The following is a 26308-nucleotide window of genomic DNA, read 5'->3' on the forward strand; positions in this document are numbered from 1 at the left end:
CTACGTCGTCTGGCCCGCGCCAGGTGCCGCGGAGATCGTCACGCCAACACGTGCACTCATGCGATCCGCCAACTCCCGATCTCTACTCATCGTGGCGTGCTGGTATCGGAGCACGATATGGATGTCAGCGTGGCCGCCGCGTCGCATCAGTTCCGCGAGAGTTGCTCCTTCCTGTGCGAAGAGCGTCAAGCCGGTGTGCCGGAGGTCATGGAACCGGAAGCGATGCGGCAGGTTTGGAACGCGCTCACGTGCGTCAGCCCAGATGTACCCCCAGCGCGTGTTCGACAGCGGCATGCTGCCGCCGGGGCTCGCTGGGATCACGGGGGCTTTGGCCTCCGCAGCAACATAGTCGTTGAGGTGTTCCTTCAGGCGCTGGATCATGATTTTCGGAACACTCAACGAACGCTTACCCGCCTCGCTTTTCAGCTCCGTGTAGTCGCCGGTGTTGGCATTGAGCTGGCGACGCACGTGCAGTGTTGCGCTGCCATCATCATGCCATTCAATATCTCGGCGCTGCACGCCCAGGCACTCGCCCCGTCGGAGTTGGCACCACGCGGCAAGCTGCACCATGATCGCCCACTGGGTCGGCACTGCCTCATACAGTGCTTCGACCTGTACCGGCGTGATGACGTCTTCGCTTTCGTCGTGGTCGGCATCGTAACGGACGGACTCCTGACGCGGAATCGATACGTTCGGTGCCGCGGGGATGATGCCATCGCGAGCGGCTTGGCGCAGGATCATCATGAGCACGATCAGCACCGGTCTTGTGATTCCGTTGAACTTCGATCTCGGGTTCAGCGGAGCCGGGATTCTGTCGAGTCGGTCTGTCATCACGCGGATGCGGTCGATATCGATGTCCCTCATTGGAGTGTCTCCGAACTCAGGAACGAGATAGCCCAAGACCTTGCCCTGATAGGAGCGGACAGTGCCGACGGCACGTATCTTGCCGCTTCGGTTCGGCTCGGTCTTGATCATCTGCAACCAGCGCTTCGAGTACTCCTCGAAACCCATGGATCGCGACTGCTCAGCGGCAGTCTCGGCGCGGCGTCGCTCCGCAATGACTTCTGGCGGCTCCCACAGGCCGAGAGAGATCTTCGAGTGCATCGACGCGAGCCACTTTCGCGCATCGGTCTTCGTGACGAACGTCAGCGCCTTGTCGTCCTCGGTTCGCGCCGGGTACATCTCGCCATCTGGCGCGGGATAGCGGGCCTGCCAGCGACCCGACGGGAGCTTGCGCAAGCTGCCCCATGCCTCGCGTTTCGTCCCGCTCATGATGCACTCCCGTGTACTCGGATGGACGCGGTTGGACCCTCGTGCCACTCCGTGCCACTAGATCCGCGTGAACACCGAAACCCGCGTGTTTCCGCGGATCGTGGGGCATCACCCGAGCTTCCTATGGCACGAAGTGGCACGGCCTCGGCGGTGTGCCAACCCCAAATTTCGGGTGGCTGGCCTCCTCGCTTCCATGGGGAAGGTGTGCGCGTGCCATCCACGTGCCACTCCGAACGGACATTCCTGGTCATCTCTGTTCTCCTCTGTCGTCGAACAGAGGGCATAAAAACGGCCCGAACCCGCGAGATTTCGCGGATCCGGGCCGTTGACCAGGCTTTTCAGCCGAGGCTTCTCAGAAAACTTCTAGAAGTCCCAGTCGTCGTCTTCCGTGGCCTCGGCCTTGCCGATGACGTAGGAGGAGCCCGAGCCGGAGAAGAAGTCGTGGTTCTCGTCCGCGTTCGGGGAGAGCGCCGACAGGATCGCCGGGTTCACGTTGGTGACACTGGAGGGGAACATCGCCTCGTAGCCCAGGTTCATCAGGGCCTTGTTGGCGTTGTAGTGCAGGAACTTCTTGACGTCCTCGGTCAGCCCGACGCCGTCGTAGAGGTCCTGCGTGTACTGCACCTCGTTGTCGTAGAGCTCGTAGAGCAGCGAGAACGTGTAGTCCTTGAGCTCGTCCTTGCGCGCCTGGTCGGCCGTCTCGAGTCCGCGCTGGAACTTGTAGCCGATGTAGTACCCGTGCACGGCCTCGTCGCGGATGATGAGGCGGATGAGGTCGGCCGTGTTCGTCAGCTTCGCCTTCGAGGACCAGTAGATCGGCAGGTAGAAGCCCGAGTAGAACAGGAACGACTCCAGCAGCGTCGAGGCGACCTTGCGCTTGAGCGGGTCGTCTCCCTGGTAGTAGTCCATGATGATCTGCGCCTTCTTCTGAAGGTTCACATTCTCCGTGGACCAGCGGAACGCCTCGTCGATCTCCTTCGTCGACGCGAGCGTCGAGAAGATCGAGGAGTAGCTCTTCGCGTGCACCGACTCCATGAACGCGATGTTCGTGTAGACGGCCTCCTCGTGAGGCGTGATCGCGTCGGGGATCAGCGACACCGCGCCGACGGTGCCCTGGATCGTGTCGAGGAGCGTGAGCCCGGTGAACACCCGCATGGTGAGCAGCTGCTCGTCGGGGGTGAGCGTGTTCCACGACTGCACGTCGTTCGACAGCGGCACCTTCTCCGGCAGCCAGAAGTTGTTCACCAGACGGTTCCAGACCTCGAGGTCCTTGTCGTCCTGGATGCGGTTCCAGTTGATCGCCTGCACGCTGGAGACCAGCTTGAGCGGGGAGTGAGGAGTCATTCTTGTCCTAGTTCCTGGGTCACTGAGCCTGTCGAAGTGTCAGAGCATGCACGAGACGCACTCGGTCATGTCGGTGCCCTCGAGCGCCAGCTGACGCAGACGGATGTAGTAGATCGTCTTGATGCCCTTGCGCCATGCGTAGATCTGGGCCTTGTTGATGTCACGCGTGGTGGCGGTGTCCTTGAAGAACAGCGTCAGCGACAGGCCCTGGTCGACGTGCTGCGTGGCCGCGGCGTACGTGTCGATGACCTTCTCGTAGCCGATCTCGTACGCGTCCTGGTAGTACTCCAGGTTGTCGTTCGTCATGAACGCCGCCGGGTAGTAGACGCGACCGAGCTTGCCTTCCTTGCGGATCTCGATCTTCGAGGCGATCGGGTGGATCGAGGAGGTCGAGTTGTTGATGTAGGAGATCGAGCCCGTCGGCGGCACGGCCTGCAGGTTCTGGTTGTAGATGCCGTGCTCCTGGATCGACGCCTTGAGCTGGACCCAGTCCTCCTGCGTCGGGATGTGCTTGCCCGCGAAGAGCTCCTTGACCTTCTCGGTCTCCGGGACCCAGGCGCGGTCGATGTACTTGTCGAAGAACTCGCCGGACGCGTAGGTCGAGTCGGCGAATCCGTCGAACGCCGTGCCGCGCTCGATCGCGAGCTGGTTCGAGGCGCGCAGCGCGTGGAACAGCACGGTGTAGAAGTAGATGTTCGTGAAGTCGACACCCTCCTCCGAGCCGTAGAAGACGTGCTCGCGGGCGAGGTAGCCGTGCAGGTTCATCTGACCCAGGCCGATCGCGTGCGACCGGTCGTTGCCGTCCTCGATCGAGCGGACCGAGCGGATGTGGCTCTGGTCGCTGACCGCGGTGAGCGCGCGGATCGCGGTCTCGACCGTCTGGCCGAGGTCGTCGGCGTCCATCGACAGCGCGATGTTCATCGAGCCGAGGTTGCAGGAGATGTCCTTGCCGATCTCCTTGTACGACAGGTCGTCGTTGTAGGTGGTCGGCGTGTTCACCTGCAGGATCTCGCTGCAGAGGTTCGACATGTTGATGCGCCCCTTGATGGGGTTGGCCTTGTTGACCGTGTCCTCGAACATGACGTACGGGTAGCCGGACTCGAACTGGATTTCGGCGACGGTCTGGAAGAACTCGCGGGCGTTGATCTTCGTCTTCTTGATGCGCGGGTCGTCGACCATCTCGCGGTACTTCTCGGTGACCGAGATGTCGCCGAACGGGACGCCGTAGACCTTCTCCACGTCGTACGGCGAGAACAGGTACATGTCCTCGTCGTTCTTGGCGAGCTCGAACGTGATGTCCGGCACCACGACACCGAGCGACAGCGTCTTGATGCGGATCTTCTCGTCCGCGTTCTCGCGCTTCGTGTCGAGGAAGCGCATGATGTCGGGGTGGTGGGCGTTGAGGTACACCGCACCCGCACCCTGACGCGCGCCGAGCTGGTTGGCGTAGCTGAAGCTGTCTTCGAGGAGCTTCATGACCGGGATGATGCCCGAGGACTGGTTCTCGATCTGCTTGATCGGGGCGCCCGCCTCGCGGATGTTCGACAGCAGCAGGGCCACGCCGCCGCCGCGCTTCGAGAGCTGCAGGGCGGAGTTGATGCCGCGGGCGATCGACTCCATGTTGTCCTCGATGCGCAGCAGGAAGCAGCTGACGAGTTCGCCGCGCTGGGCCTTGCCCGCGTTGAGGAAGGTCGGGGTGGCCGGCTGGAAGCGACCGGAGATGATCTCCTCGACGAGGTTCACGGCGAGCTTCTCGTCGCCGTCGGCCAGGGCGAGCGCGGTCATCACGACGCGGTCCTCGAAGCGCTCGAGGTAGCGCTTGCCGTCGAACGTCTTCAGCGTGTAGCTCGTGTAGTACTTGAAGGCGCCCAGGAACGTCTCGAAGCGGAACTTCTTCGAGTAGGCGAGGTCGTTGAGCTTCTGCACGAAGTCGAACGAGTACTTCTCGATGACGGCGCCCTCGTAGTACTCCTTCTCCACGAGGTAGTCCAAGCGCTCCTTGAGCGAGTGGAAGAACACCGTGTTCTGGTTCACGTGCTGCAGGAAGTACTCCCGCGCGGCGCGCTTGTCGGCGTCGAACTGGATCTTCCCGTTCGCGTCGTACAGGTTCAGCATCGCGTTGAGCGCGTGGTAGTCCAGGCCCTCGTACGCGGGGTTCACCTTGAATGCCACTGTCTCGGTCACTGAAGATTCCACCGTCGTTCCAATCCGTCGCTCACGCGATCCACGTCGTCCTGTGTGCCGAAGATCTCGAGCCGATACAAGTGAGGCACGTGGCACTTGCGGCTGATGATGTCGCCGGCGAGGCAGAACGCGTCGCCGAAGTTGGTGTTGCCCGCGGAGATGACCCCGCGGATGTGGCGCCGGTTGCGCTCGTCGTTGAGGAACCGGATCACCTGCTTGGGCACGGCCCCCTTCTCGACCCCGCGCCCGACGCCCCCGCCGTAGGTGGGGGTGACCAGCACGAAGGGCTCGTCGGCGACGAGGTCCTCTTCGTTCCGGTGGAGGGGGATGCGTCGGGCGGGGAGCCCGAGCTTCTCGATGAAGCGCGCGGTGTTACCCGACACGCTCGAGAAGTAGACCAGGAGCGGCGCTGCGGTCGCGACGGCGCTCATAGCTCTCTCCTTGGGTTCCTGAGCCTGTCGAAGGGCCGGGTGGCGAGCCTGTCGGACTACGCCAGGCGGGACGCGAGCTCGTCGATCTTGTCGGGACGGAAGCCCGACCAGTGGTCCTCGTCCGTGACGACGACCGGCGCCTGCATGTAGCCGAGCGCCTTGACCTGCTCCAGGGCCGTCGGGTCCTCCGACAGGTCGTGGATCTCGTACTCGATGCCCTTGGCATCCAGGGCACGGTAGGTCGCGTTGCACTGGACGCAGGAAGGCTTGGTGTACACCGTGATCGACATCTGAACCCCTCAAATCTCTGGTTTCTCCGGCAGACCTCCGCCGGGATCTCAATACTACATATAGGGACGGACATTCGGTGCGACCACAAGGGGTAGTAGTTACATCCGTGTAGTTTTTCCACCGCTCTCTACAGATACAACACAGGTTGTCCACCGTTTCTTCCACAGGCGGACCCCCTCTCCCGGGGTCGTCGACCCGCGGGAAATCGCGGCTGGGAGGAGCCTGTGAGAGATCCATCCACAGGGGCACCCTACGAGGGGCTTCCGACATCCCCAGGCCTGTGGAATTCGCCCGTCGGCGTGTCCACGGCGTGTCGCGGCGTGTCGGTCGTCGGCCCGTCCCTCCGACGTCGCCGCCGCCCGGTACCGTTGTCGAGTGGCGGGCTATCGGGATCTTCTTCGCACGCCGGGAGTGGGCCGCATGATCGCCGCCCAGCTCACCGCGCGCTTCCCCAACGGGATGATGTCCTTGGCGATCCTGCTGCACGTCGAGCAGCAGACCGGATCGTACGGATCGGCGGGCCTCGTGCTCGCCGCGACCAGCGTCGGCCAGGCGGTCGCCGGCCCCATCACCAGCCGGTGGATGGGCGCCTGGGGCATGCGGCGGGTGCTGACCCTCACCCTGTCCGTCTGCGTGATCGCCGTGCTCGGTCTCGGGCTGCTGCCGCTCTCCGTCCCCGGCTACATGGCTCTCGGCATGATCGCCGGCCTGTCGACCCCGCCCGTGCAGGCGGCCGTCCGCACGATCTACCCCAAGCTCGTGAACGCCGGCCAGCTCACGCCGCTGTTCTCCCTCGACGCGTCCCTGCAGGAGATCATCTGGGTGCTGGCCCCGGTGGTCATCACCCTCGTCTCCACCCAGGTCGGCACCATGGAGGGTCTGCTCCTGGTGGCGATCGTCCTCGTCGCCGGCGGCGCGTGGTTCATCCTCTCCCCCGAGGTCGGCCGCGTGCGCATCCCCCGCAGCCGCAATGCGCTGGGCAAGGTCGTCCTCAAGCCGCCCGTGCTCCTCGCGACGGTCATCGGTTTCCTCCTCATCGGCGCCTGCTCGGCGGTCGAGGTCGGCGTGGTCGCGACGTTCGAGCACGGCAGCCTCGCGGCGGGCCTCATCCTCGCCGTCTTCTCCGCCGGCAGCCTGGCCGGCGGTCTCGCCTTCGGCCACATCCCGATCGTCCCGTGGGCCATGGCGCGCCGCCTGCTCATCGTCACCGTGGGCCTGGCCCTCACGATGGTGATGCTCAACGTCTTCTGGCTGGGCGGCACGCTCATCCTCGCCGGCATCGGCATCGCTCCCGCCCTCGCGGTGCTGTTCGCCATCACCACGGCCAGCGTGAAGTTCAGCGAGACCGCCGAGGCCTTCGGCTGGGCGGGCACCGGCCAGCTCATCGGCGCCGCAGCCGGATCGGCGGTCGCCGGCTTCCTCGTCGACGTCGGCGACTGGCGCGGCGCCTACCTGGCCGCCACCATCTTCGCGGGCGTCGGACTGCTCGTCTCGATCGTGTTCGTGCGCTCCTTCCCCGATCTGCGTCACCGCGACGCGAGCCCCCATCCCGATACCGAGCCCCTGGCGGTCACCCCCTCATGAGCCCCTCCGTCCCGTCCTCCTCCCCCGCGATCGTGTGCGTCGGCGAGTCGATGGCGCTGATCACTCCCACCGGCGCCGACCTCGCGTCCGCCGACACGGCGTCGATCACGCACGCGGGCGCGGAGGCGAACGTCGCGGTCGGCGTGGCGGCCGCGGGCCACCGCGCCGCCTGGGCCTCCCGCCTCGGCGACGATCCCCTCGGCCGACGTCTCACCGCCGAGCTGGAACGGCGTCGCGTCGAGTTGTGGACCGAACTCGACGCCGAGGCACCGACCGGTGTGATGTTCAAGGATCCCGGCGTGGAGTCGTCGGCCGTCTACTACTACCGCCGCGGCTCGGCCGCCTCGCGCATGGCACCGGGGTTCCTGTCCCCCGCGCAGCTCGCCGGCGTGCGCATCGTGCACACCACGGGCATCACCCCGGCGCTGTCCGCGACGTGCCTGGCGATGGTCGACCAGCTCTTCGCCGACGCGCGCACCGCCGGAGCCGTCGTCTCGTTCGACGTCAACGACCGCCGGGCGCTGTGGAGCCCGGAAGAGGCGGCCGCCACCCTGGCTCGTCTGGCCGACGCCGCCGACATCGCCTTCGTCGGCCGCGACGAGGCCGAGCGCATCTGGGGCACCGCCACAGCAGCGGAGATCCGCGCCCACCTCCCGCACTGCGGTCTCCTCGTCGTCAAGGACGGCGACGTCGGCGCGACGGCGTTCGCGGGCGACGCGGATCCGGTGTTCGTTCCCGCGCCGGTGGTCGACGTCGTCGAGCCCGTCGGTGCCGGCGACGCCTTCGCGTCCGGGTTCCTCGCCGCGACGCTCGACGGCGCCGACCTCGAGACCCGCCTGGCCGCCGGACACGAGGCCGCCGCGCGGGTGCTCCGCATCGCGGCCGACCTGCCGCCCCTGGAGCCCGCGCGCTGACGCCGCCCGCCACGCCCCGGCGCGGTCGTAGGCTGGTGCCATGCCCGCTCCCGTCACCCTCCCCCGCCTGAGCTGGGGCGATGTCGCTGCGCCGCGACGCGCCCTCCTCGTGCACGGTCTGGGATCGTCCGGCGCGCTCATGTGGCGGCTCGGCGACGCCCTCGCAGCGGCCGGCTGGCACGCGACGGCGGTGGACCTGCGCGGCCACGGAGACGCCCCGCGCACGCTCGACTACTCCGTCGCAGCGTACGCCGCGGACCTCGCCGCCACGCGCCCTCCCGGTGCGGGCGCCTGGGATGCCGTCGTCGGACACTCGCTCGGCGGCGCCGCCGGGACGGTGGCCGCCGCGGACGACGCGGACTGGACACGACGCCTCGTCCTCATCGATCCCGCGATCCATGTCGTCCAGCAGGACGCGGCCGACGTCCGCCGCAGCCAGGAACGCGCCTTCGCCGACAACCGCCTCGACGCGGTGCGGCAGGAGCACCCGCACTGGCACCCGCAGGACCAGGAGCTCAAGGTCGACGCCGTCCGGCGGGCGAGCGCGTGGGCGGTCGAACAGACCAGCGCACAGAACCAGCCGTGGGACGTCCGTGCGCACGCGGCCCGCCTGACCGTGCCCACGCACGTGATCGGGGCCGATCCCGCTGTCTCCAGCATCTTCACCGGGGCCCTCGCCGACGAGGTGCTCGCGAGCAACCCCCGCATCTCCCTGTCGGTCGTGGCCGGCGCCGGCCACTCGGTGCATCGCGACCGCCCGGAGGAATCCATCCGACAGCTCCTGGAGGCTCTGGCATGACCGACTTCGACCCGTCGGCGTATCTCCCCGACGACCTGCTCGACCGCATCCGCGAGCGCGCCCCCCTCCACGACAGGGAGAACACCTTCCCCCAGGCCGACCTCGACGAGCTCCGCGCGGCCGGCTACCTGTCGATCCTCGTGCCGCGGGAGCGCGGCGGCGCGGGACTCGGCCTCGAGCAGGCCGCCCTCCTCCAGCAGCGGCTCGCGGGCGCCGCGCCCGCAACCGCCCTGGCGATCAACATGCACCTCGTCTGGACCGGCGTCGCCAAGGTCTTCTCGGACCGCGGGGTCCCCGGTCTCGAGTTCGTGCAGGACGGCGCCGTGGCCGGCGAGGTCTTCGCGTTCGGCATCAGCGAGGGCGGCAACGACCTCGTGCTGTTCGGGAGCGACACGGCCGCGGTGCCGGACGGCGCCGGGGGTTACGCCTTCACCGGCACCAAGATCTTCACCTCGCTCGCCCCGGTGTGGACGAAGCTCGGCCTGCACGGGCTCGACACCACGAGCCCGGACGCGCCGAAGCTCGTGTTCGCCTTCGTCGACCGCACGTCCGCGGTCACCACCGCCGACGACTGGGACACCCTCGGCATGCGCGGCACCCAGAGCCGGACCACGCGCCTCGACGGGGCCGTCGCGGAGGCGGCGCACGTCGTGCGGCGGATCGACCCCGGCCCGAGCCCCGACCCGATCGTCTTCGGCATCTTCGCGGTCTTCGAGATCCTCCTCGCCTCCGTCTACACCGGAATCGCCCGGCGGGCCCTCGAGCTGGCCGTGGCGACGGCCCATCGGCGTCGCTCCAAGAAGAGCGGCGCCGCGTACAGCCAGGATCCGGACATCCGCTGGCGGATCGCCGACATGGCCCTCGCCTACGACGCCCTCCCTCCGCAGATCGCCGTACTCGCCCGCGATGTCGACGAGCGCGCGGACCGCGGCGCGGGCTGGTTCCCCGCGCTCTCGGGCGTCAAGCATCGCGCGGTGACGATGGCCAAGCACGTCGTCGACGAGGCCATGCTGGTGGCCGGCGGCGGCTCGTACTTCAGCGCCAACGAGCTCTCCCGGCTGTATCGCGACGTCCTCGCCGGCGCGTTCCATCCCTCCGACCCGGAGTCGGCGCACGCCACCGCGGCGAGCGCCTGGCTGGGCCCGATCGAGGCCTGAGCGGGCGCACGCACACCCCGTTGTCCACGACCGTCCGCGGTGCCAAGATCACACCATGGCACCGTCGAAGAAGGACCATACCCTCGACGCGATCTCCAAGACCATCGTCGAGATGCTGCAGGAGGACGGGCGGCGCTCGTACTCCGAGATCGGCCGGATCGTCGGCCTGAGCGAGGCCGCCGTCCGGCAGCGCGTGCAGCGGCTCACCGAGTCCGGAGTGATGCAGATCGTCGCGGTGACCGATCCCATGCAGCTCGGCTTCCACCGGCAGGCGATGGTCGGGGTCAAGGTCGCCGGGGACGCCCGAGGCGTGGCCGAGGCGATCGCCGACATCGACGAGGTCGACTACGTCGTGATCACGGTCGGATCGTTCGACGTGCTCGTCGAGGCGGTGTGCGAGGACGACGACCATCTGCTGGCCCTCGTCAACGATCGCATCCGGCCGATCCCGGGCGTGGTGTCGACCGAGACCTTCATCTACGCGAAGCTCCAGAAGCAGCAGTTCGCCTGGGGCACGCGCTGACGGTCGGTCTCAGCGCGGCCGCGTCTCCTCGCGACGGCGGGCGAGGAGGGCGAGGTGCAGGGCGGCGAGGGTCTCCCCGTCGTCCAGATCCGCGCCGAGCAGGTCGCCGATGAGCGCGAGGCGCTGATAGAACACCGAGCGCGAGAGATGGCTCGCGGCCGCCGCCGCGGAGCGGTTGCCGGGGTGCGCGACGAGGGCGGCGAGGACCGCGAGCAGGTCTCCGCGGCGATCCCGGTCGTGACGGACGAGCGGCTCCAGCATCTGCTCGCTGTGCGCCTGGAGCCGCCGGTCGTCGCGCAGAGCGGATACGAGGCGTTCGAGGGGCCGGTCGGCGACGCGGCGGACCGCCGGCACGTCGCCCCCGGACGGCCGTGCGGCGAGGTCGAGCGCGGCGCGGATCGAGGCCAGGAGGCCGCGGACGCCTTCGGCGCTCGGTCCGACGGTCACGGGCGCGCCGTCCGAGAGGTGCGCGAGGACGGCATCGGTCAGCGCGTCGGATCCGGCGGCCAGGAGCAGGACCAGGTCCGCTCCCCGCCGGGCCCCCACCGCGGACAGCCCCGCCGCACGCGCGCGGGCGACGAGCGTCCCCGCGTCCTCGTCCGTGCGGAAGACGAGGCCGGAGACGGTCCCGCCCGAGAGGTCGAGCCCGAGTCTCCGGAGCCGGACCTCGACGTCTTCCTCGCGGGCGAACCGCGCACCGAGAAGATCCTCGACGAGGCTGCGATGGGCGAGCACGGTCCACGCCCCCTCCCCATCGGCGAGGCAGCCGAAGGCGAGGGCCGTCGCTCCCAGCTCCAGGACCGTGGACCGACCGGCGGGGTGCGGCGGACCCTCCGCCGCGATGAGCCAGCCCCAGCGCACACCGCGCGCCTGCACGGGCACCCGATCGCCGCCCCGCTCCGCCTGGCGGAGGGCCTCGCCGACCGCGGCGCGGAGCGCTTCGACCGCCACGACCTCCCCCGCCGGATTCTCGAGGTGGACCGGGGCGTCGAGCGCGCGGGCGACCTCGGACACGATGAGGTCGGCCGGCGCGCCGCGGAGGCTGAGGGTGGTGAAGAGGTCGTGCAGGCGCTGACGCTCGCGGAGCGCCACGGTCTGGGCCTCGATCAGCGCGCGGTGCACGGCCTCGGTCACCGCGACGAACTTGACCTCCACCCCGAGCGCGATCAGGGCGAGGCCCGAGGCGGCACAGGCCTCGACGACCGCGACCGGGACGCGGGGCATCCGCGGGCCGAGTTCGACGACGATGCCGCACACCCCCACCGCCGCCAGCTCCGCCACGAGCACGCGCAGCGCTGCGGGGTTCGTCGGCCAGGCCGCGCCGGTCGTGAGCAGCAGCTCGCCGCCGTCGAGCAGGCGGGCGACGGCGGCGCTGTCCGAGGCGTGGACCCACCGCACCCCGGCGTCGAGCGCCGGGCCCCCGACGAGGACGGTCGGCGCCCCCGCCTGCACCGCGGGAAGCGCGAGCACGTCCCCGACACGCAGCACCGAAGGCGATCGATCCGGACGATCTGTCCGATCCACCGAGAAGTCCTGACGCTCTGCCACTCCGCACGCGCTCCGTTTCCTGTCAGCATGGGCCGAACCCCAGCGTAGCGACCCTCGGTCAGAGTGTGCGAGACGCGATCCCCTCTGCGAAGGAGCACCCGTGGACATCGTCCGTCACGTCATCAACGGCACCGAGACCGCCGAGGCGGCGCGCCGCGGCCCCGTCTTCGACCCGGCGACAGGTGCCGTCACGAAAGAGGTCGCACTGGCCTCGGCCACCGAGGTCGACGCCGCGGTGGCCGCCGCTGCTGCCGCCCTGCCGGCGTGGCGGGAGACGAGCCTCATCAAACGCGCCGACGTCTTCTTCCGGCTCCGTCAGCTCCTCAAGGAACGGACGGACGAGCTCGCCGCCATCGTCACGTCCGAGCACGGGAAGGTCCTGTCCGACGCGGCCGGCGAGGTGTCCCGGGGCATCGAGAACGTCGAGTTCGCCGCGGGGCTCGTGCACCTGCTCAAGGGCGAGCGCAGCGAGCAGGTCGCCCGCGGGGTCGACGTGCACTCCGTGAAGCAGCCGGTCGGCGTGGTCGCGGCCATCACCCCGTTCAACTTCCCGGTCATGGTGCCGCTGTGGATGGTCGCCTCCGCCATCGCGTGCGGCAACACCGTCGTCCTCAAGCCCAGCGAGAAGGATCCGTCCGCGGCGGTCTGGCTCGCACGGCTGTTCCGCGAGGCCGGTCTCCCGGACGGCGTCCTCAACGTCGTGCACGGCGACCGGGAGGCCGTCGACGCGCTCCTCGGCTCCCCGCAGGTGCAGGCGGTGAGCTTCGTCGGGTCGACCCCGATCGCCCGCTCGATCTACGGACGGGCGTCCGCCGCCGGGAAGCGGGTGCAGGCGCTCGGCGGCGCGAAGAACCACATGGTCGTAATGCCCGACGCCGACATCGACGCGGCCGCCGACGCCGCCGTCTCCGCGGCCTACGGCTCCGCGGGCGAACGCTGCATGGCGGTGTCCGTGCTCGTGGCGGTGGGCGACATCGCCGACGACCTCGTCGCCGCGGTCGCCCGCCGCATCGACGGCCTCTCGATCGGCCCCGGCACGGACCCGGCGAGCGAGATGGGGCCCCTCATCACTGCGGAGCACCGTGACCGGGTCGCCTCCTACGTCACGGAAGCTCCCGGCGAGGGCGCCACGGTCGTCGTCGACGGCACCACCAAGCCGTTCGACGGCGACGGCTTCTTCCTCGGGGTGAGCCTGATCGACGACGTCACACCCGGCATGCGCGTCTACGACGACGAGATCTTCGGCCCGGTCCTGTCCGTCGTGCGCGTGGGCTCCTACGCGGAGGCGGTCGCGCTCGTCAACGCGAACGCCTACGGCAACGGGACCGCGATCTTCACGCGCGACGGCGGGACGGCGCGGCAGTACGAGTTCGACATCGAGGTCGGCATGGTCGGCGTCAACGTCCCGATCCCGGTGCCCATCGGCGCATACTCGTTCGGCGGGTGGAAGGACTCGCTCTTCGGCGACGCGCACATCTACGGCCCGGAGTCGGTGCACTTCTACACGCGGTCAAAGGTCGTGACGACGCGGTGGCCCGACCACACCCCGTCGCAGATCGACCTCGGCTTCCCGAGCAACCACTGACGAGGAGCGATCACGATGACGACCTTCACCGACCGCCACGGACTCACCTTCCCGCTCCCCGCCTCGGACGCCGAGGCGCAGGTGCGCGCCGACGACCGCGCCCATGTCTTCCACTCCTGGAGCGCGCAGGCGCTGATCGACCCGCTGCCGGTCGCCACCGGTCGGGGCTCGACGTTCTGGGACTACGAGGGCACCGCCTACCTCGACTTCTCCAGCCAGCTGGTGAACCTCAACCTCGGCCACCAGCACCCGGACCTCGTCGCCGCGATCCAGCAGCAGGCCGGGCGGCTCGCGACCATCCAGCCGTCGATGGCCAACGATGTGCGCGGGGAGCTCGCCCGTCTCATCGCCGAGGTCGCTCCCGACGGGTTCGAGAAGGTGTTCTTCACGAATGGCGGCGCGGAGGCGAACGAGTACGCGGTGCGCATGGCCCGGCAGGCCACGGGCCGCCGGAAGGTGCTGTCGATGTACCGCAGCTACCACGGCTCGACCGCGACCGCGATCTCCCTCACCGGCGACCCGCGCCGCTGGGCGAACGACGTCACGGACACCGGGGCCGTGCGGTTCTTCGGACCGTACCTCTACCGCTCCCCGTTCCACAGCGAGACGACCGAGCAGGAGACGGAGCGCGCCCTCGCGCATCTGGAGCAGACCATCCAGCTCGAGGGACCGCAGACCATCGCCGCGATCATCGTCGAGACGGTCGTCGGCACCAACGGCGTGCTGCTTCCGCCGCCCGGCTATCTGCCCGGGGTACGCGCGCTCTGCGATCGCTACGGGATCGTCTTCATCGCGGACGAGGTGATGGTGGGATTCGGCCGGCTCGGCGAGTGGTTCGGGATCGATGCCTTCGAGGGCCGCCCCGACCTGATCACCTTCGCGAAGGGCGTGAACTCGGGCTACGTGCCCCTCGGCGGCGTCGTGATCTCCGACCGCATCGCGGCGGCCTTCGACACCGTCCCGTTCGCGGGCGGACTGACGTACTCCGGGCACCCTCTCGCCTGCGCGGCCGGTGTGGCCACGTTCGAGGTGTTCCGCCGCGACGGCATCCTGGAACGGGTGCGCGACCTCGGCGAGCGGGTCGTCGGTCCGACCCTGCGCTCGTGGGCGCAGTCGCATCCGAGCGTGGGCGAGGTGCGCGGTCGCGGGCTGTTCTGGGCGGTGGAGCTCGTGCGGGATCAGCAGACCAGGGAGCCGCTGGTGCCGTTCAACGCGAGCGGTGCCGACGCCGCCCCGATGACGGCGTTCGCCGCCGCCGCGAAGCGGGCAGGGGTCTGGCCTTTCACGCACTTCCACCGCGTGCACATCGCTCCGCCGCTGGTGATCGAGGAGGCGGAGCTGGTGCGGGGGTTGGCAGCGATCGAGGAGGCGCTGGCGGTCGCCGACGGGTACGCGGTCGGCTGAGAGGCGTCCCCCGCCGGCCGCTACTTGCGGTCGAAGTCGAACGCCTTGAGGAGCTCGCCGACGGCCTTGTCGCGCTCCTCGCCACCGTCCTCGAACATGTGGGTGACGTGCGTGCGCAGGTGGTTCTCCAGCAGCAGACGGTTGAGCGACTCGAGGGAGCGCTGGATCGCGCGGGACTGCGTGATGATGTCCATGCAGTACTCCTCGTTCTCGATCATCCGCGCGACGCCGCGCATCTGACCCTCGAGGATGCTGGTGCGGTGCAGGGCGCGCTTCTTGATGTCTTCGATCACGTATCGAGGCTACTCGCCCCGTGAAAGGATGACGTCATGCCGCGAACACCCACGACGCTGCTCTCCGTCGCCGACCAGGAGCGCCGGCGCGCGCTGCGGCGGATGAAGGCCGTCGCGCTCGGGGCGCTGATCTTCATGGCCCTCGCCTTCGTCGTCGCCTTCGCGTTCCAGGAGCGGGTCGGCGGGCTCGCGTACGTCCGCGCCGCGGCGGAGGGCGGCATGGTCGGCGCGCTGGCGGACTGGTTCGCGGTGACCGCGCTGTTCCGCCGTCCGCTCGGCCTGCCCATCCCGCACACCGCGATCATCCCGAACCGCAAGGACGAGATCGGCCGCACGCTGGGCGAGTTCGTGGAGACGAACTTCCTCGCCGCCGACGTCGTGCGCACCAAGCTGACCAGCACCGCGATCGCTCTCCGCGCCGGGGAGTGGCTCCGGGAGACCCCGCATGCCGAGCGCGTGGCGGCCGAGGGGGCGACGGTCGCGACGGCCGTGCTGAACGCCCTGAGCGACGACGACGTGCGCGATCTCCTCGCCGACCTCGCGCGCGAGCATCTCGTCGCGCCGGAGTGGGGGCCGCCCGCCGGAGCGTGGCTGGAGAAGATCGTGGAGGCGGAGGCGCACCACGGTGCCGTCGACCTCGCGGTGGACAGCATCGGGCGATGGCTCGACGCCAACGCGGCCTCCTTCACCGGACTCGTCTCCCGGCGCCTCCCCGGATGGATGCCGAAGATCGCGCACCGCCTCATCGACGACACGGTGTACAACGAGGCGGTCAAGTTCGTCCGCGCCGTGCAGGCCGACCCGCGGCATCCGGCCCGCCTCGCGATCGACGGGTACCTGTCCCGCCTCGCGGACGCCCTGCAGAACGATCCCGCGACGCGCGAGAAGCTGGAGAACGCCAAGGCCGCGCTCTTCGACAGCCCGCGCGTCGGCGCCCTCGCCGCAGAGGCGTGGAACACCGCCAAGAACGGACTCCTCACCTCCCTCGCCGACCCGGAGAGCGGGCTGCGCCGTCGCGCCGTGCAGGCGCTGCAGGAGGTCGGCGAGCGGCTCACGACCGACGCCGCCCTGCAGAGCCGCGTCGACACGTGGGTCTCCGATGCGGCTGTCTTCCTCGTCGACCGGTACCGGCACGACATCGCCTCGATCATCACCGACACCGTGGAGCGCTGGGATCCCGCCGAGACCACCGAGAAGATCGAGCTCATGGTCGGCCGCGACCTGCAGTACATCCGCCTCAACGGCACCGTCGTCGGCGCCCTCGCCGGCCTCGCGATCTTCACCGTCGCCCACGCCCTGATCCCGGGAGTCTGACATGGCGCTGTCCCACGATCCGCTCTGGCCGCGTGCCGGCGCCTGGCCCGCGTTCGAGGGCACAGCCGATGCGGTGCTCCTCGGCGTCCCGACCTGGCGCACCTCTCTGTCCCCGACCGGGGCGCACGCGACTCCGGCCGCGATCCGCGAGGCGCTCCCCCGCTACGGCACGACGGTCCTCGGCCCACCGACGATCGATCTGGACGAGGTGCTCCGCATCGCGGACGCCGGGGACGTGCCGGAGCCGGACGGCGACGCGGGAGAGGCGCGGACGATCGAGCGGGTCCGGGAGCTGGCGGACGCCTCAGACCTCGTCATCGCCCTCGGCGGCGACAACTCCCTCACCTACCCGGTCGCGCTCGGCGCCCGGGCGACGGGCCTGATCACGTTCGACGCCCACTTCGACCTGCGCGACGGCGTCTCCAACGGCACCCCGGTGCGGCGACTCGTCGAGGACGTCCCCGCCGCGGCAGGCGTCCCGACGGCCCGCGTCGACCCCACCCGCATCGTGCAGATCGGCCTCGCCGACTTCGCGAACTCCGCCGCCTACGCCCGGCGCGCGGCGGACTGGGGCATCCGGGTCATCACCCTCGACGACGTGCGCCGTCGCGGCATCGCCGATGTCGTGGCCGAGGCGGTCGAGGTCGCGGGCGCGGGCGACGGCGCCCGGGTACACCTCGACATCGACGTGGACGTCTGCGACCGCGCGGTCGCACCCGGCTGCCCGGCCAGCGTCCCCGGAGGCCTGGCGGCGTGGGAGCTGCGCGCCCTCACCCGGGCGGTCGCCGCTGATCCGCGGGTCGTGAGCGCCGACATCGCCGAGGTCGACGCGACCGCGGACGCGGAGGACGCCCGCACCGTGCGACTCGCTGCCCTCTGCGTGCTCGAGCTGCTCGCCGGCCTCGCGGCTCGCTAGCCCGAGCGGCCTCACACGACCGCGAGGCCATCCTTCCAGACGCGCTGCACCAGCGGCACACCCGGGCGATACGCCAGATGCACGCGGGAGGGGGCGTCGAGCAGCACGAGGTCGGCGCGCGCGCCGGGGGCGATCCGGCCGATGTCGTCGCGCCGGAGTGCCCGCGCCCCACCGGCGGTGGCGGCCCAGACCGCCTCCGCCGTGGTCATACCCATGTCCCGCACGGCGATGGCGATGCAGAAGGCCATGGACGATGTGAAGCTGGACCCCGGGTTCGTGTCGCACGCCAGCGCGACCGTCACGCCCGCGTCGAGGAGTCTGCGCGCATCCGGATAGGGCTGGCGCGTGGAGAACTCCACGCCGGGCAGCAGCGTGAGCACCGTGTCCGATGCGGCGAGCGCGGCGATGTCCGCGTCGGTGAGGTAGGTGCCGTGATCCACCGATGCCGCCCCCAGTTCGACCGCCATCCGCACACCGTCGCCCGGACCGAGCTGGCTCGCATGCACCCGAGGAGCGAGACCCCGGGTGATGCCCGCCTCCAGGATCCGCCGTGACTGCGCCACCGTGAAGGCGCCGGTCTCGCAGAAGACGTCGATCCACCGGGAGTGCGGGGCGCAGGCGTCGAGCATCGGCCCCACCACGAGGTCGACATAGGCATCGGGATCGTCGGCATACTCGACCGGGACCACGTGCGCACCGAGGAACGTGACCTCCGGCGTCACCTCGGCGGCGAGGCGCACGAGGCGCTCCTCCTCCGCGACGGCGAGACCGTAGCCGCTCTTGATCTCGACCGTGGTGGTGCCCTGCGTCCGCAGCTCCTCGACGAACCCGTGCAGTCGGGCGCGGAGCTCGTCGTCGGTCGCCGCCCGCGTCGCCTGCACCGTCGAGCGGATGCCGCCGGCGGCGTACGGCTGCCCCGCCATGCGCGCCTCGAACTCCGCCGCCCGATCGCCGCCGCAGACGAGGTGGCTGTGGCTGTCGACGAATCCGGGGATCACGGCCCGACCCCCGGCGTCGACGACCTCATCGGCCGCGGGAGCCGTGGCGGACGAGCCCACCCACGCGATCCGCGCGCCGTCGATCAGCACGGCCGCCTCGCGGAGCGTGCCGGTCGGGTCGCCCCCGGCGGCGACGTTGGTCGTCAGCTCCCCGATCCCGGAGATGAGCGTCGTCGTCACAGCATCGGCACCTTCAGTCCGCGGTCGCGGGCGACCTCCTTGGCGTGGTCGTACCCGGCGTCCACGTGTCGCATGACACCGGTGCCGGGGTCGTTCGTCAGCACCCGGGCGAGCTTCTCCGCCGCGAGGGCCGAACCGTCCGCCACCGTGACCTGCCCGGCGTGGATCGAGCGTCCGATCCCCACCCCGCCGCCGTGGTGCAGCGACACCCACGACGCCCCGGAGGCGGTGTTGAGGAGGGCGTTGAGCAGCGGCCAGTCGGCGATCGCGTCGGAACCGTCCTTCATCGCCTCGGTCTCGCGGTACGGCGACGCGACGGAACCGGAGTCGAGGTGGTCGCGGCCGATGACGATCGGCGCGGACAGTTCTCCCGAGGCGACCATCTCGTTGAACTTGAGTCCGGCGAGGTGCCGCTCCTGGTAGCCGAGCCAGCAGATACGCGCCGGCAGGCCCTCGAAGTGGACGGCCGACCCCGCCTTGTCGAGCCAGCGGTGCAGGGCGGTGTCCTCGGGGAAGAGCTCAGCGATCGCGCGGTCCGTCTTGAAGATGTCCTCCGGGTCTCCGGACAGCGCCACCCAGCGGAACGGTCCTCGCCCTTCCTCGAACTGCGGGCGGATGTAGGCGGGGACGAATCCGGGGAACGCGAACGCCCGGTCGAAGCCGCCGAGCTGCGCCTCCGCGCGGATCGAGTTGCCGTAGTCGAAGACCGCCGCCCCCGCGTCCTGGAAGCCGACCATCGCGGCGACGTGGGCGGCCATGGACTCCCTCGACCGCCGGGTGAACTCCTCGGGATCGCGCGCCGCCTCCTCCTTCCACCGGGCCACGTCGACACCGATCGGCAGGTACGCGAGGGGGTCGTGGGCGCTGGTCTGGTCGGTGACCACGTCGATCGGCACGCCCCGGCGCAGGAGCTCGGGGAAGATCTCCGCGGCATTGCCCACGACGCCGACCGAGAGGGCGTGACCGGCCTCCTTCGCCGCGACGACCCGGGCCACCGCCGCATCGAGGTCGGTGGTGTACTCGTCGAGGTACCGATGCTCCACACGGCGGGCCAGCCGCGTCTCGTCGACGTCCACGATCAGGACCGCGCCCTCGTTGAGGGTCACGGCGAGGGGCTGCGCCCCGCCCATCCCGCCCGCACCGGCCGTCAGTGTCAGCGTCCCCCGCAGAGAATCGCGCCCGAGCGAACGGGCGACCGCGGCGAACGTCTCGTACGTCCCCTGCAGGATGCCCTGCGTGCCGATGTAGATCCAGGAGCCCGCGGTCATCTGGCCGTACATGGTCAGTCCCAGCTCCTCCAGACGGCGGAACTCCGGCCAGGTCGCCCAGTCGCCGACGAGGTTCGAGTTGGCGATGAGCACGCGCGGCGCCCACTCGTGGGTGCGGAACACGCCCACCGGCTTGCCGGACTGGACGAGCAGCGTCTCATCCGGCTCCAGCTCGTCGAGCGTGCGGACGATCGCCTCGTACGCCGCCCAGCTGCGTGCCGCCTTGCCCGTCCCCCCGTAGACCACCAGGTCTTCGGGGTGCTCGGCGACCTCGGGATCGAGGTTGTTCATGAGCATGCGCTTGGCCGCCTCGGCGCCCCAGCTCTTGGCGGTGCGCTCGGCACCGCGGGCTGCGCGTACCGTGCGCGCTGCGTTCTCCTCAGTCATGCATGTGCTCCTTTGCGACACGGGCGATGGCACCCGACTGGACGAGGGCGGTCACGGCTTCCATCTCGGGCGAGAGGTGGCGGTCAGGGCCGGGGCCGGCGGCGACCGTGCGGATGAGATCGCGCACGGCGCCGGTCGCCGGGCCCGCCTCGAGCGGCGCGCGGAGATCCAGCGCGCGGGCGGCGGTGAGGATCTCGATCGCGAGGACGCGGGAGAGGCCGTCGATCGCCCGACGCAGCTTCCGCGCTGCGGCCCAGCCCATCGAGACGTGGTCCTCCTGCATCGCCGAGGAGGGGATGGAGTCGACCGAGGCGGGAACCGCGAGACGCTTGAGCTCCGAGACGATGCCGGCCGCCGCGTACTGCGCGATCATCAGCCCGGAATCGACCCCGACCTCCGCCGCGAGGAACGGCGGGAGCCCGTGACTGCGGGCCGGATCCAGCGCGCGGTCGGTGCGCCGCTCGGACACGGAGGCGACGTCGGCGATCGAGATCGCCAGGAAGTCGAGGACCGCCGCGACGGGCGCCCCGTGGAAGTTGCCGTTCGACTCGATGCGGCCGTCGAGGGTGATGATCGGGTTGTCGATGACGCTGGAGAGCTCGCGCTCCGCGATCATTTCGGCATACCCGAGCGTGTCGCGCGCGGCGCCGTGCACCTGCGGCGAGCAGCGCAGGGAGTACGCGTCCTGGACACGGCCGTCTTCCGGGCCCTTGTGGCTCGCGACCATCGGCGACCCGGCGAGCAGCGCCCGGAGGTGACCGGCGGATACCGCCTGCCCCGCCTGCGGACGCAGCGCCATGAGATCGGCGGCGAACACCGCATCGGTGCCGAGCTGCGACTCCACCGACATCGCCGCCGCCACATCCGCCGTCAGGAGCAGCGTCTCCAGGTCGTGGAGCGCGAGCACCAGCGTGCCGAGCATCCCGTCCGTGCCGTTGATGAGGGCGAGGCCCTCCTTCTCCACGAGCGTGAGCGGTGCGATGCCGGCGTCCGCGAGGGCGTCGGCCGCCGGGATGAGCCGGCCCGCGCTGTCACGCACATCGCCCTCGCCCATGGCCGCGAGGGCGATGTGGGCAAGGGGCGCGAGATCCCCGGAACACCCCAGCGAGCCGTACTCGCGGACCACCGGCACGATGCCCGCGTTGAGCAGCGCGGCGTACGTCTCGACCACGACGGGGCGAACCCCGGTGCGGCCGGACGCGAGCGTCTGCAGGCGCAGCAGCTGGAGCCCGCGTACGACCTCCCGCTCGACCTCGGCGCCGGTTCCCGCGGCGTGGGAGCGGATGAGACTCGCCTGCAACTGCAGTCGCCGTTCCGGAGCGATGAACGTCGTCGCCAACGCGCCGAAGCCCGTGGACACCCCGTAGTGCGGGTGCGGGTCCGCGGCGAGGCCGTCGATCACTCGCCGGGTCTCGGCGACCCTGGCCAGCGCCGTAGGGTCGACGACGACGGGCGCATCGTGACGGACGACGCGGACGACCTCCGCCGGGGAGAGAGGGGCGGCGCCGACGAGGACAGGGGCTGGATCGCTCATGTCTCGATTCCACACCCGCGGGGTCGACGTGCACACGGCTTCGTGGCAACCTGTGTCTGTGATCCCAGACATCTCCGAGACCGCTGACGCCAAGGTGCCTGCCGCGGCGCAGACCCTGCGCATCCTGAGCTACTTGGCGGGCCGGCCGGCGCCGGTGGCCGCGTCCGCGATCGCCCGCGAGCTGGCTCTTCCGCGATCGACGGTCTATCACCTGCTGCGCACGCTCGCTGCCCACGGCTTCGTGCTCCACCTCCGGGAGGAGCGCCGGTGGGGGCTCGGGACATCGGCGTTCGAGCTGGCGGGGGGCTATGCACGGCAGCAGCCGTTGGCGCGACTCGGCCGGCCGCTCATCGCCGCTCTCTCCGACCAGCTCGGGGAGAGCGCGCACCTGGCGGTCATGAGCGGCGGGGATGTGCTCTACATCGTCGAAGAGCGCGCGCCGCGGCGGCCCGCCCTGGTGACCGACGTCGGCGTGCGCCTCCCCGCGCACCTGACGGCGACCGGGCGGGCGATGCTCGCCGCTCTCCCCCGCGAACAGGTACGCGCGCTGTACCCGGCGGCGTCGGCATTCTCCGACCGCACCGGACGAGGTCCCCGCCACCCCGGGGAGCTGCGCGAACTCCTCCGGGACGTACGCTCTCGGGGGTATGCGACGGAGGACGGGGAGGTCGCGGAAGGTCTGCGTTCGGTGGGCGCCGTCGTGCGCGACGTCGCCGGCTGGCCGGTCGCCGCGGTCGCGGTCACCTGGGCCGACGCCGACGGTGCGGAGGTCGTATTGGCGAACGCGGTGCGCGAGACAGCGGCGACGCTCGAGGCGCGTCTGGCCCGCTGACGCGGCACCTGCGCGTTAACGCAAGAAGGCCACCCAGCATTGGGTGGCCTTCTTGACTAAAAGGAGTCCGGCGGTGTCCTACTCTCCCACAGGGTCCCCCCTGCAGTACCATCGGCGCTGTGAGGCTTAGCTTCCGGGTTCGGAATGTGACCGGGCGTTTCCCTCACGCTATGGCCGCCGAAACACTATTGATGTTTCAATCAAACCTAAAGCAATGATGAATCATTGTTGAAGGTAGTTCTCGACCGTACATCGAGAACCACTCAGTGGACGCAAGCACCAACAAACGGTGTGTTATCAAGTCATCGGCTTATTAGTACCAGTCAGCTGCACACGTTACCGTGCTTCCACATCTGGCCTATCAACCCAGTAGTCTGGCTGGGAGCCTCTCACCCGAAGGTATGGAAGTCTCATCTTGAGGCCGGCTTCCCGCTTAGATGCTTTCAGCGGTTATCCATCCCGAACGTAGCTAATCAGCGGTGCTCCTGGCGGAACAACTGACACACCAGAGGTTCGTCCAACCCGGTCCTCTCGTACTAGGGTCAGATCCTCTCAAACTTCCTACGCGCGCAGCGGATAGGGACCGAACTGTCTCACGACGTTCTAAACCCAGCTCGCGTACCGCTTTAATGGGCGAACAGCCCAACCCTTGGGACCTACTCCAGCCCCAGGATGCGACGAGCCGACATCGAGGTGCCAAACCATGCCGTCGATATGGACTCTTGGGCAAGATCAGCCTGTTATCCCCGAGGTACCTTTTATCCGTTGAGCGACAGCGCTTCCACAAGCCACTGCCGGATCACTAGTCCCGACTTTCGTCCCTGCTCGACCTGTCAGTCTCACAGTCAAGCTCCCTTGTGCACTTACACTCGCCACCTGATTGCCAACCAGGTTGAGGGAACCTTTGGGCGCCTCCGTTACTTTTTGGGAGGCAACCGCCCCAGTTAAACTACCCACCAGGCACTGTCCCTGAACCGGATTACGGTTCGAAGTTAGATATCCAGAGTGACCAGAGTGGTATTTCAACAATGACTCCACGGTAACTGGCGTCACCGCTTCAAAGTCTCCCACCTATCCTACACAAGCCACACCGAACACCAATACCAAGCTGTAGTAAAGGTCACGGGGTCTTTCCGTCCTGCTGCGCGTAACGAGCATCTTTACTCGTAATGCAATTTCGCCGAGTTCGCGGTTGAGACAGTTGGGAAGTCGTTACGCCATTCGTGCAGGTCGGAACTTACCCGACAAGGAATTTCGCTACCTTAGGATGGTTATAGTTACCACCGCCGTTTACTGGGGCTTAAATTCTCAGCTTCGCCTTGCGGCTAACCGGTCCTCTTAACCTTCCAGCACCGGGCAGGCGTCAGTCCGTATACATCGTCTTGCGACTTGGCACGGACCTGTGTTTTTAGTAAACAGTCGCTACCCACTAGTCTCTGCGGCCTCCAAACGCTTTCGGAGCAAGTCCTAATACGTCGAAGGCCCCCCTTCTCCCGAAGTTACGGGGGCATTTTGCCGAGTTCCTTAACCACGATTCTCTCGATCTCCTTGGTATTCTCTACCTGACCACCTGAGTCGGTTTGGGGTACGGGCGGCTAGAACCTCGCGTCGATGCTTTTCTCGGCAGCATAGGATCATCCACTTTTTATCCGCATCGTGTCTCAGCCTGTATGAGTCGCGGATTTGCCTACGACTCGGCCTACGCACTTGCACCAGGACAACCATCGCCTGGCTTGGACTACCTTCCTGCGTCACACCTGTTAATACGCTAACCGCACCAGCATGGGGTCACGTGCTCCCCTCCACGGTGTCACCCGAAGGCGACGATGTGAAGGCTCGGACGTTTAGCACCACTGGATTAGCTTGGGCGGTTCTTCGCCGGTACGGGAATATCAACCCGTTGTCCATCGACTACGCCTGTCGGCCTCGCCTTAGGTCCCGACTTACCCAGGGAAGATTAGCTTGACCCTGGAACCCTTGGTCTTTCGGAGGACGTGTTTCTCACACGTCATTCGCTACTCATGCCTGCATTCTCACTCGTGTAGCCTCCACGGCTGGTTTCCACCGCCGCTTCGCTGGCCACACGACGCTCTCCTACCCATCAACACGGCTGGACCACGAAGGCCTACCAATAATGTCAATGCCACAACTTCGGTGGCGTGCTTGAGCCCCGTTACATTGTCGGCGCGGAATCACTTGACCAGTGAGCTATTACGCACTCTTTCAAGGGTGGCTGCTTCTAAGCCAACCTCCTGGTTGTCAGAGCAACTCCACATCCTTTCCCACTTAGCACGCGCTTTGGGACCTTAGTTGGTGGTCTGGGTTGTTTCCCTCTCGACTATGAAGCTTATCCCCCACAGTCTCACTGCTGCGCTCTCACTTACCGGCATTCGGAGTTTGGCTGACGTCAGTAACCTTGTAGGGCCCATCGGCCATCCAGTAGCTCTACCTCCGGCAAGAAACACGCAACGCTGCACCTAAATGCATTTCGGAGAGAACCAGCTATCACGAAGTTTGATTGGCCTTTCACCCCTATCCACAGCTCATCCCCTCAGTTTTCAACCTAAGTGGGTTCGGTCCTCCACGACGTCTTACCGTCGCTTCAACCTGGCCATGGATAGATCACTTCGCTTCGGGTCTAGGACATGCGACTGAATCGCCCTATTCAGACTCGCTTTCGCTACGGCTACCCCACACGGGTTAACCTCGCCACATATCGCTAACTCGCAGGCTCATTCTTCAAAAGGCACGCTGTCACACCTACCAGGGGTGCTCCAACGGTTTGTAAGCAAACGGTTTCAGGTACTATTTCACTCCCCTCCCGGGGTACTTTTCACCTTTCCCTCACGGTACTTGTCCGCTATCGGTCATCTGGGAGTATTTAGGCTTATCAGGTGGTCCTGACAGATTCACACGGGATTTCACGGGCCCCGTGCTACTTGGGATACTCTCCACGCCAGAACACGCATTTCGACTACGGGGTTGGCACCCTCTATGACCGGCCTTTCAAGACCGTTCGTCTATACGCTTCTGTAACGTCGCCAGCTCGGCAGAACTGACTGGTGAGTCCCACAACCCCGAATATGCAACTCCTGCCGGATATCACACACACTCGGTTTAGCCTGATCCGGTTTCGCTCGCCACTACTAACGGAATCGCGGTTGCTTTCTCTTCCTGTGGGTACTGAGATGTTTCACTTCCCCACGTTCCCTCTACCCGCCCTATATATTCAGGCGGGAGTCACTAGGTCGGCACGCCGCCCAGCGGGGTTTCCCCATTCGGACACCCTCGGATCAAAACTTGCTTATCAGTTCCCCGAGGCTTATCGCAGATTGCTACGTCCTTCTTCGGCTCCAGATGCCAAGGCATCCACCGTTTGCTCTTAAAGACTTGAAATCACATGAGTTTGAATCAAAAACCCGACCAGTCCGAAGACTGAATCAGAAATTGACTAATGATCTTTAAGATCATCTTGCGCAACTGATCAAAGACCAGTTGCAAGATGCTCGCGTCCACTGTGTAGTTCTCAAAGTACGGGCGGTACCCCTCA

General features: G+C 68.0%; 20 protein-coding genes and 2 rRNA genes. 10 read left to right on the forward strand and 12 right to left on the reverse strand.

Annotated features, from left to right (window positions below; genetic code table 11):
• The 5 genes from IZR02_RS14220 to nrdH form a co-directional block, all read right to left on the reverse strand.
• Positions 1-1272 carry a tyrosine-type recombinase/integrase gene (locus tag IZR02_RS14220; RefSeq protein WP_025102608.1) on the reverse strand — a complete coding sequence of 424 codons (1272 nt, stop codon included), beginning with the start codon at positions 1270-1272 and terminating at the stop codon, positions 1-3.
• Between the two features lie 363 nt (positions 1273-1635).
• The gene (gene nrdF, locus IZR02_RS14225; RefSeq protein WP_025102609.1) at positions 1636-2616 is read right to left on the reverse strand and encodes a class 1b ribonucleoside-diphosphate reductase subunit beta; all 981 of its coding nucleotides are present in this window, start codon (positions 2614-2616) and stop codon (positions 1636-1638) included.
• Positions 2617-2655: 39 nt separating this feature from the next.
• Entirely contained in the window at positions 2656-4800 is a 2145-nt protein-coding gene (gene nrdE / locus IZR02_RS14230) for a class 1b ribonucleoside-diphosphate reductase subunit alpha (RefSeq protein WP_029989124.1), read from the reverse strand.
• Entirely contained in the window at positions 4797-5231 is a 435-nt protein-coding gene (gene nrdI / locus IZR02_RS14235) for a class Ib ribonucleoside-diphosphate reductase assembly flavoprotein NrdI (RefSeq protein WP_025102611.1), read from the reverse strand. The genes nrdE and nrdI overlap by 4 nt, the downstream gene beginning before the upstream one ends.
• 56 nt (positions 5232-5287) lie before the next feature.
• Complete coding sequence (gene nrdH, locus IZR02_RS14240; RefSeq protein WP_017202656.1) at positions 5288-5521, reverse strand: glutaredoxin-like protein NrdH; 234 nt, start codon at positions 5519-5521, stop codon at positions 5288-5290.
• A 421-nt stretch (positions 5522-5942) separates the two neighbouring features.
• Here nrdH and IZR02_RS14245 point away from each other — a divergent pair, with 421 nt between their 5' ends.
• The 5 genes from IZR02_RS14245 to IZR02_RS14265 are packed head-to-tail and all read left to right on the forward strand — an operon-like array spanning position 5943 to position 10499.
• The gene (locus tag IZR02_RS14245) at positions 5943-7106 is read left to right on the forward strand and encodes an MFS transporter (protein ID WP_062765510.1); all 1164 of its coding nucleotides are present in this window, start codon (positions 5943-5945) and stop codon (positions 7104-7106) included.
• Entirely contained in the window at positions 7103-8020 is a 918-nt protein-coding gene (locus tag IZR02_RS14250) for a sugar kinase (RefSeq protein ID WP_025102613.1), read from the forward strand. Before IZR02_RS14245 ends, IZR02_RS14250 begins: the two co-directional genes overlap by 4 nt.
• A 40-nt stretch (positions 8021-8060) precedes the next feature.
• Positions 8061-8819 carry an alpha/beta fold hydrolase gene (locus IZR02_RS14255; protein WP_062765513.1) on the forward strand — a complete coding sequence of 253 codons (759 nt, stop codon included), beginning with the start codon at positions 8061-8063 and terminating at the stop codon, positions 8817-8819.
• Positions 8816-9976, forward strand: a complete 1161-nt coding sequence (locus IZR02_RS14260; RefSeq protein ID WP_025102614.1) for an acyl-CoA dehydrogenase family protein — start codon at positions 8816-8818, stop codon at positions 9974-9976. The genes IZR02_RS14255 and IZR02_RS14260 overlap by 4 nt, the downstream gene beginning before the upstream one ends.
• Positions 9977-10031: 55 nt before the next feature.
• Positions 10032-10499: an Lrp/AsnC family transcriptional regulator gene (locus tag IZR02_RS14265; RefSeq protein ID WP_025102615.1), complete on the forward strand. Its 468-nt coding sequence runs from the start codon at positions 10032-10034 to the stop codon at positions 10497-10499.
• A 9-nt stretch (positions 10500-10508) separates the two neighbouring features.
• Here IZR02_RS14265 and IZR02_RS14270 read toward each other — a convergent pair whose 3' ends face one another.
• Entirely contained in the window at positions 10509-11987 is a 1479-nt protein-coding gene (locus tag IZR02_RS14270; RefSeq protein WP_025102616.1) for a PucR family transcriptional regulator, read from the reverse strand.
• A gap of 160 nt (positions 11988-12147) precedes the next feature.
• Between IZR02_RS14270 and IZR02_RS14275 the strand changes: the two genes are divergently transcribed.
• On the forward strand, positions 12148-13632 hold the full coding sequence (locus IZR02_RS14275) for a CoA-acylating methylmalonate-semialdehyde dehydrogenase (RefSeq protein WP_025102617.1): 1485 nt from the start codon (positions 12148-12150) through the stop codon (positions 13630-13632).
• Positions 13633-13647: 15 nt separating this feature from the next.
• Positions 13648-15036 (forward strand): aspartate aminotransferase family protein, encoded by a 1389-nt coding sequence (locus IZR02_RS14280; RefSeq protein ID WP_025102618.1) that lies wholly within the window; start codon positions 13648-13650, stop codon positions 15034-15036.
• A 20-nt stretch (positions 15037-15056) separates the two neighbouring features.
• Here IZR02_RS14280 and IZR02_RS14285 read toward each other — a convergent pair whose 3' ends face one another.
• Entirely contained in the window at positions 15057-15329 is a 273-nt protein-coding gene (locus IZR02_RS14285; RefSeq protein WP_025102619.1) for a metal-sensitive transcriptional regulator, read from the reverse strand.
• Between the two features lie 36 nt (positions 15330-15365).
• On the opposite strand from IZR02_RS14285, the gene IZR02_RS14290 reads away from it, so the two are divergent.
• Positions 15366-16643, forward strand: a complete 1278-nt coding sequence (locus IZR02_RS14290; RefSeq protein ID WP_025102620.1) for a DUF445 domain-containing protein — start codon at positions 15366-15368, stop codon at positions 16641-16643.
• Between the two features lies 1 nt (position 16644).
• Entirely contained in the window at positions 16645-17559 is a 915-nt protein-coding gene (locus IZR02_RS14295; protein ID WP_025102621.1) for an agmatinase family protein, read from the forward strand.
• 11 nt (positions 17560-17570) lie between these two features.
• Here IZR02_RS14295 and hutI read toward each other — a convergent pair whose 3' ends face one another.
• The 3 genes from hutI to hutH are packed head-to-tail and all read right to left on the reverse strand — an operon-like array spanning position 17571 to position 21926.
• Complete coding sequence (gene hutI / locus IZR02_RS14300) at positions 17571-18737, reverse strand: imidazolonepropionase (RefSeq protein ID WP_025102622.1); 1167 nt, start codon at positions 18735-18737, stop codon at positions 17571-17573.
• The gene (gene hutU, locus IZR02_RS14305; protein ID WP_025102623.1) at positions 18734-20392 is read right to left on the reverse strand and encodes a urocanate hydratase; all 1659 of its coding nucleotides are present in this window, start codon (positions 20390-20392) and stop codon (positions 18734-18736) included. Before hutU ends, hutI begins: the two co-directional genes overlap by 4 nt.
• Complete coding sequence (gene hutH / locus IZR02_RS14310; protein WP_062765516.1) at positions 20385-21926, reverse strand: histidine ammonia-lyase; 1542 nt, start codon at positions 21924-21926, stop codon at positions 20385-20387. The genes hutU and hutH overlap by 8 nt, the downstream gene beginning before the upstream one ends.
• Before the next feature lie 94 nt (positions 21927-22020).
• On the opposite strand from hutH, the gene IZR02_RS14315 reads away from it, so the two are divergent.
• Entirely contained in the window at positions 22021-22758 is a 738-nt protein-coding gene (locus IZR02_RS14315) for an IclR family transcriptional regulator (protein WP_025102625.1), read from the forward strand.
• A 65-nt stretch (positions 22759-22823) separates the two neighbouring features.
• On the opposite strand, the gene rrf is transcribed toward IZR02_RS14315, so the two are convergent.
• Positions 22824-22940 (reverse strand): 5S ribosomal RNA (gene rrf / locus IZR02_RS14320).
• Between the two features lie 111 nt (positions 22941-23051).
• Positions 23052-26154, reverse strand: a 23S ribosomal RNA gene (locus tag IZR02_RS14325).
• Between the last annotated feature and the right edge of the window lie 154 nt (positions 26155-26308).

The organism is Microbacterium paraoxydans (assembly GCF_019056515.1).
Taxonomy (GTDB): domain Bacteria; phylum Actinomycetota; class Actinomycetes; order Actinomycetales; family Microbacteriaceae; genus Microbacterium.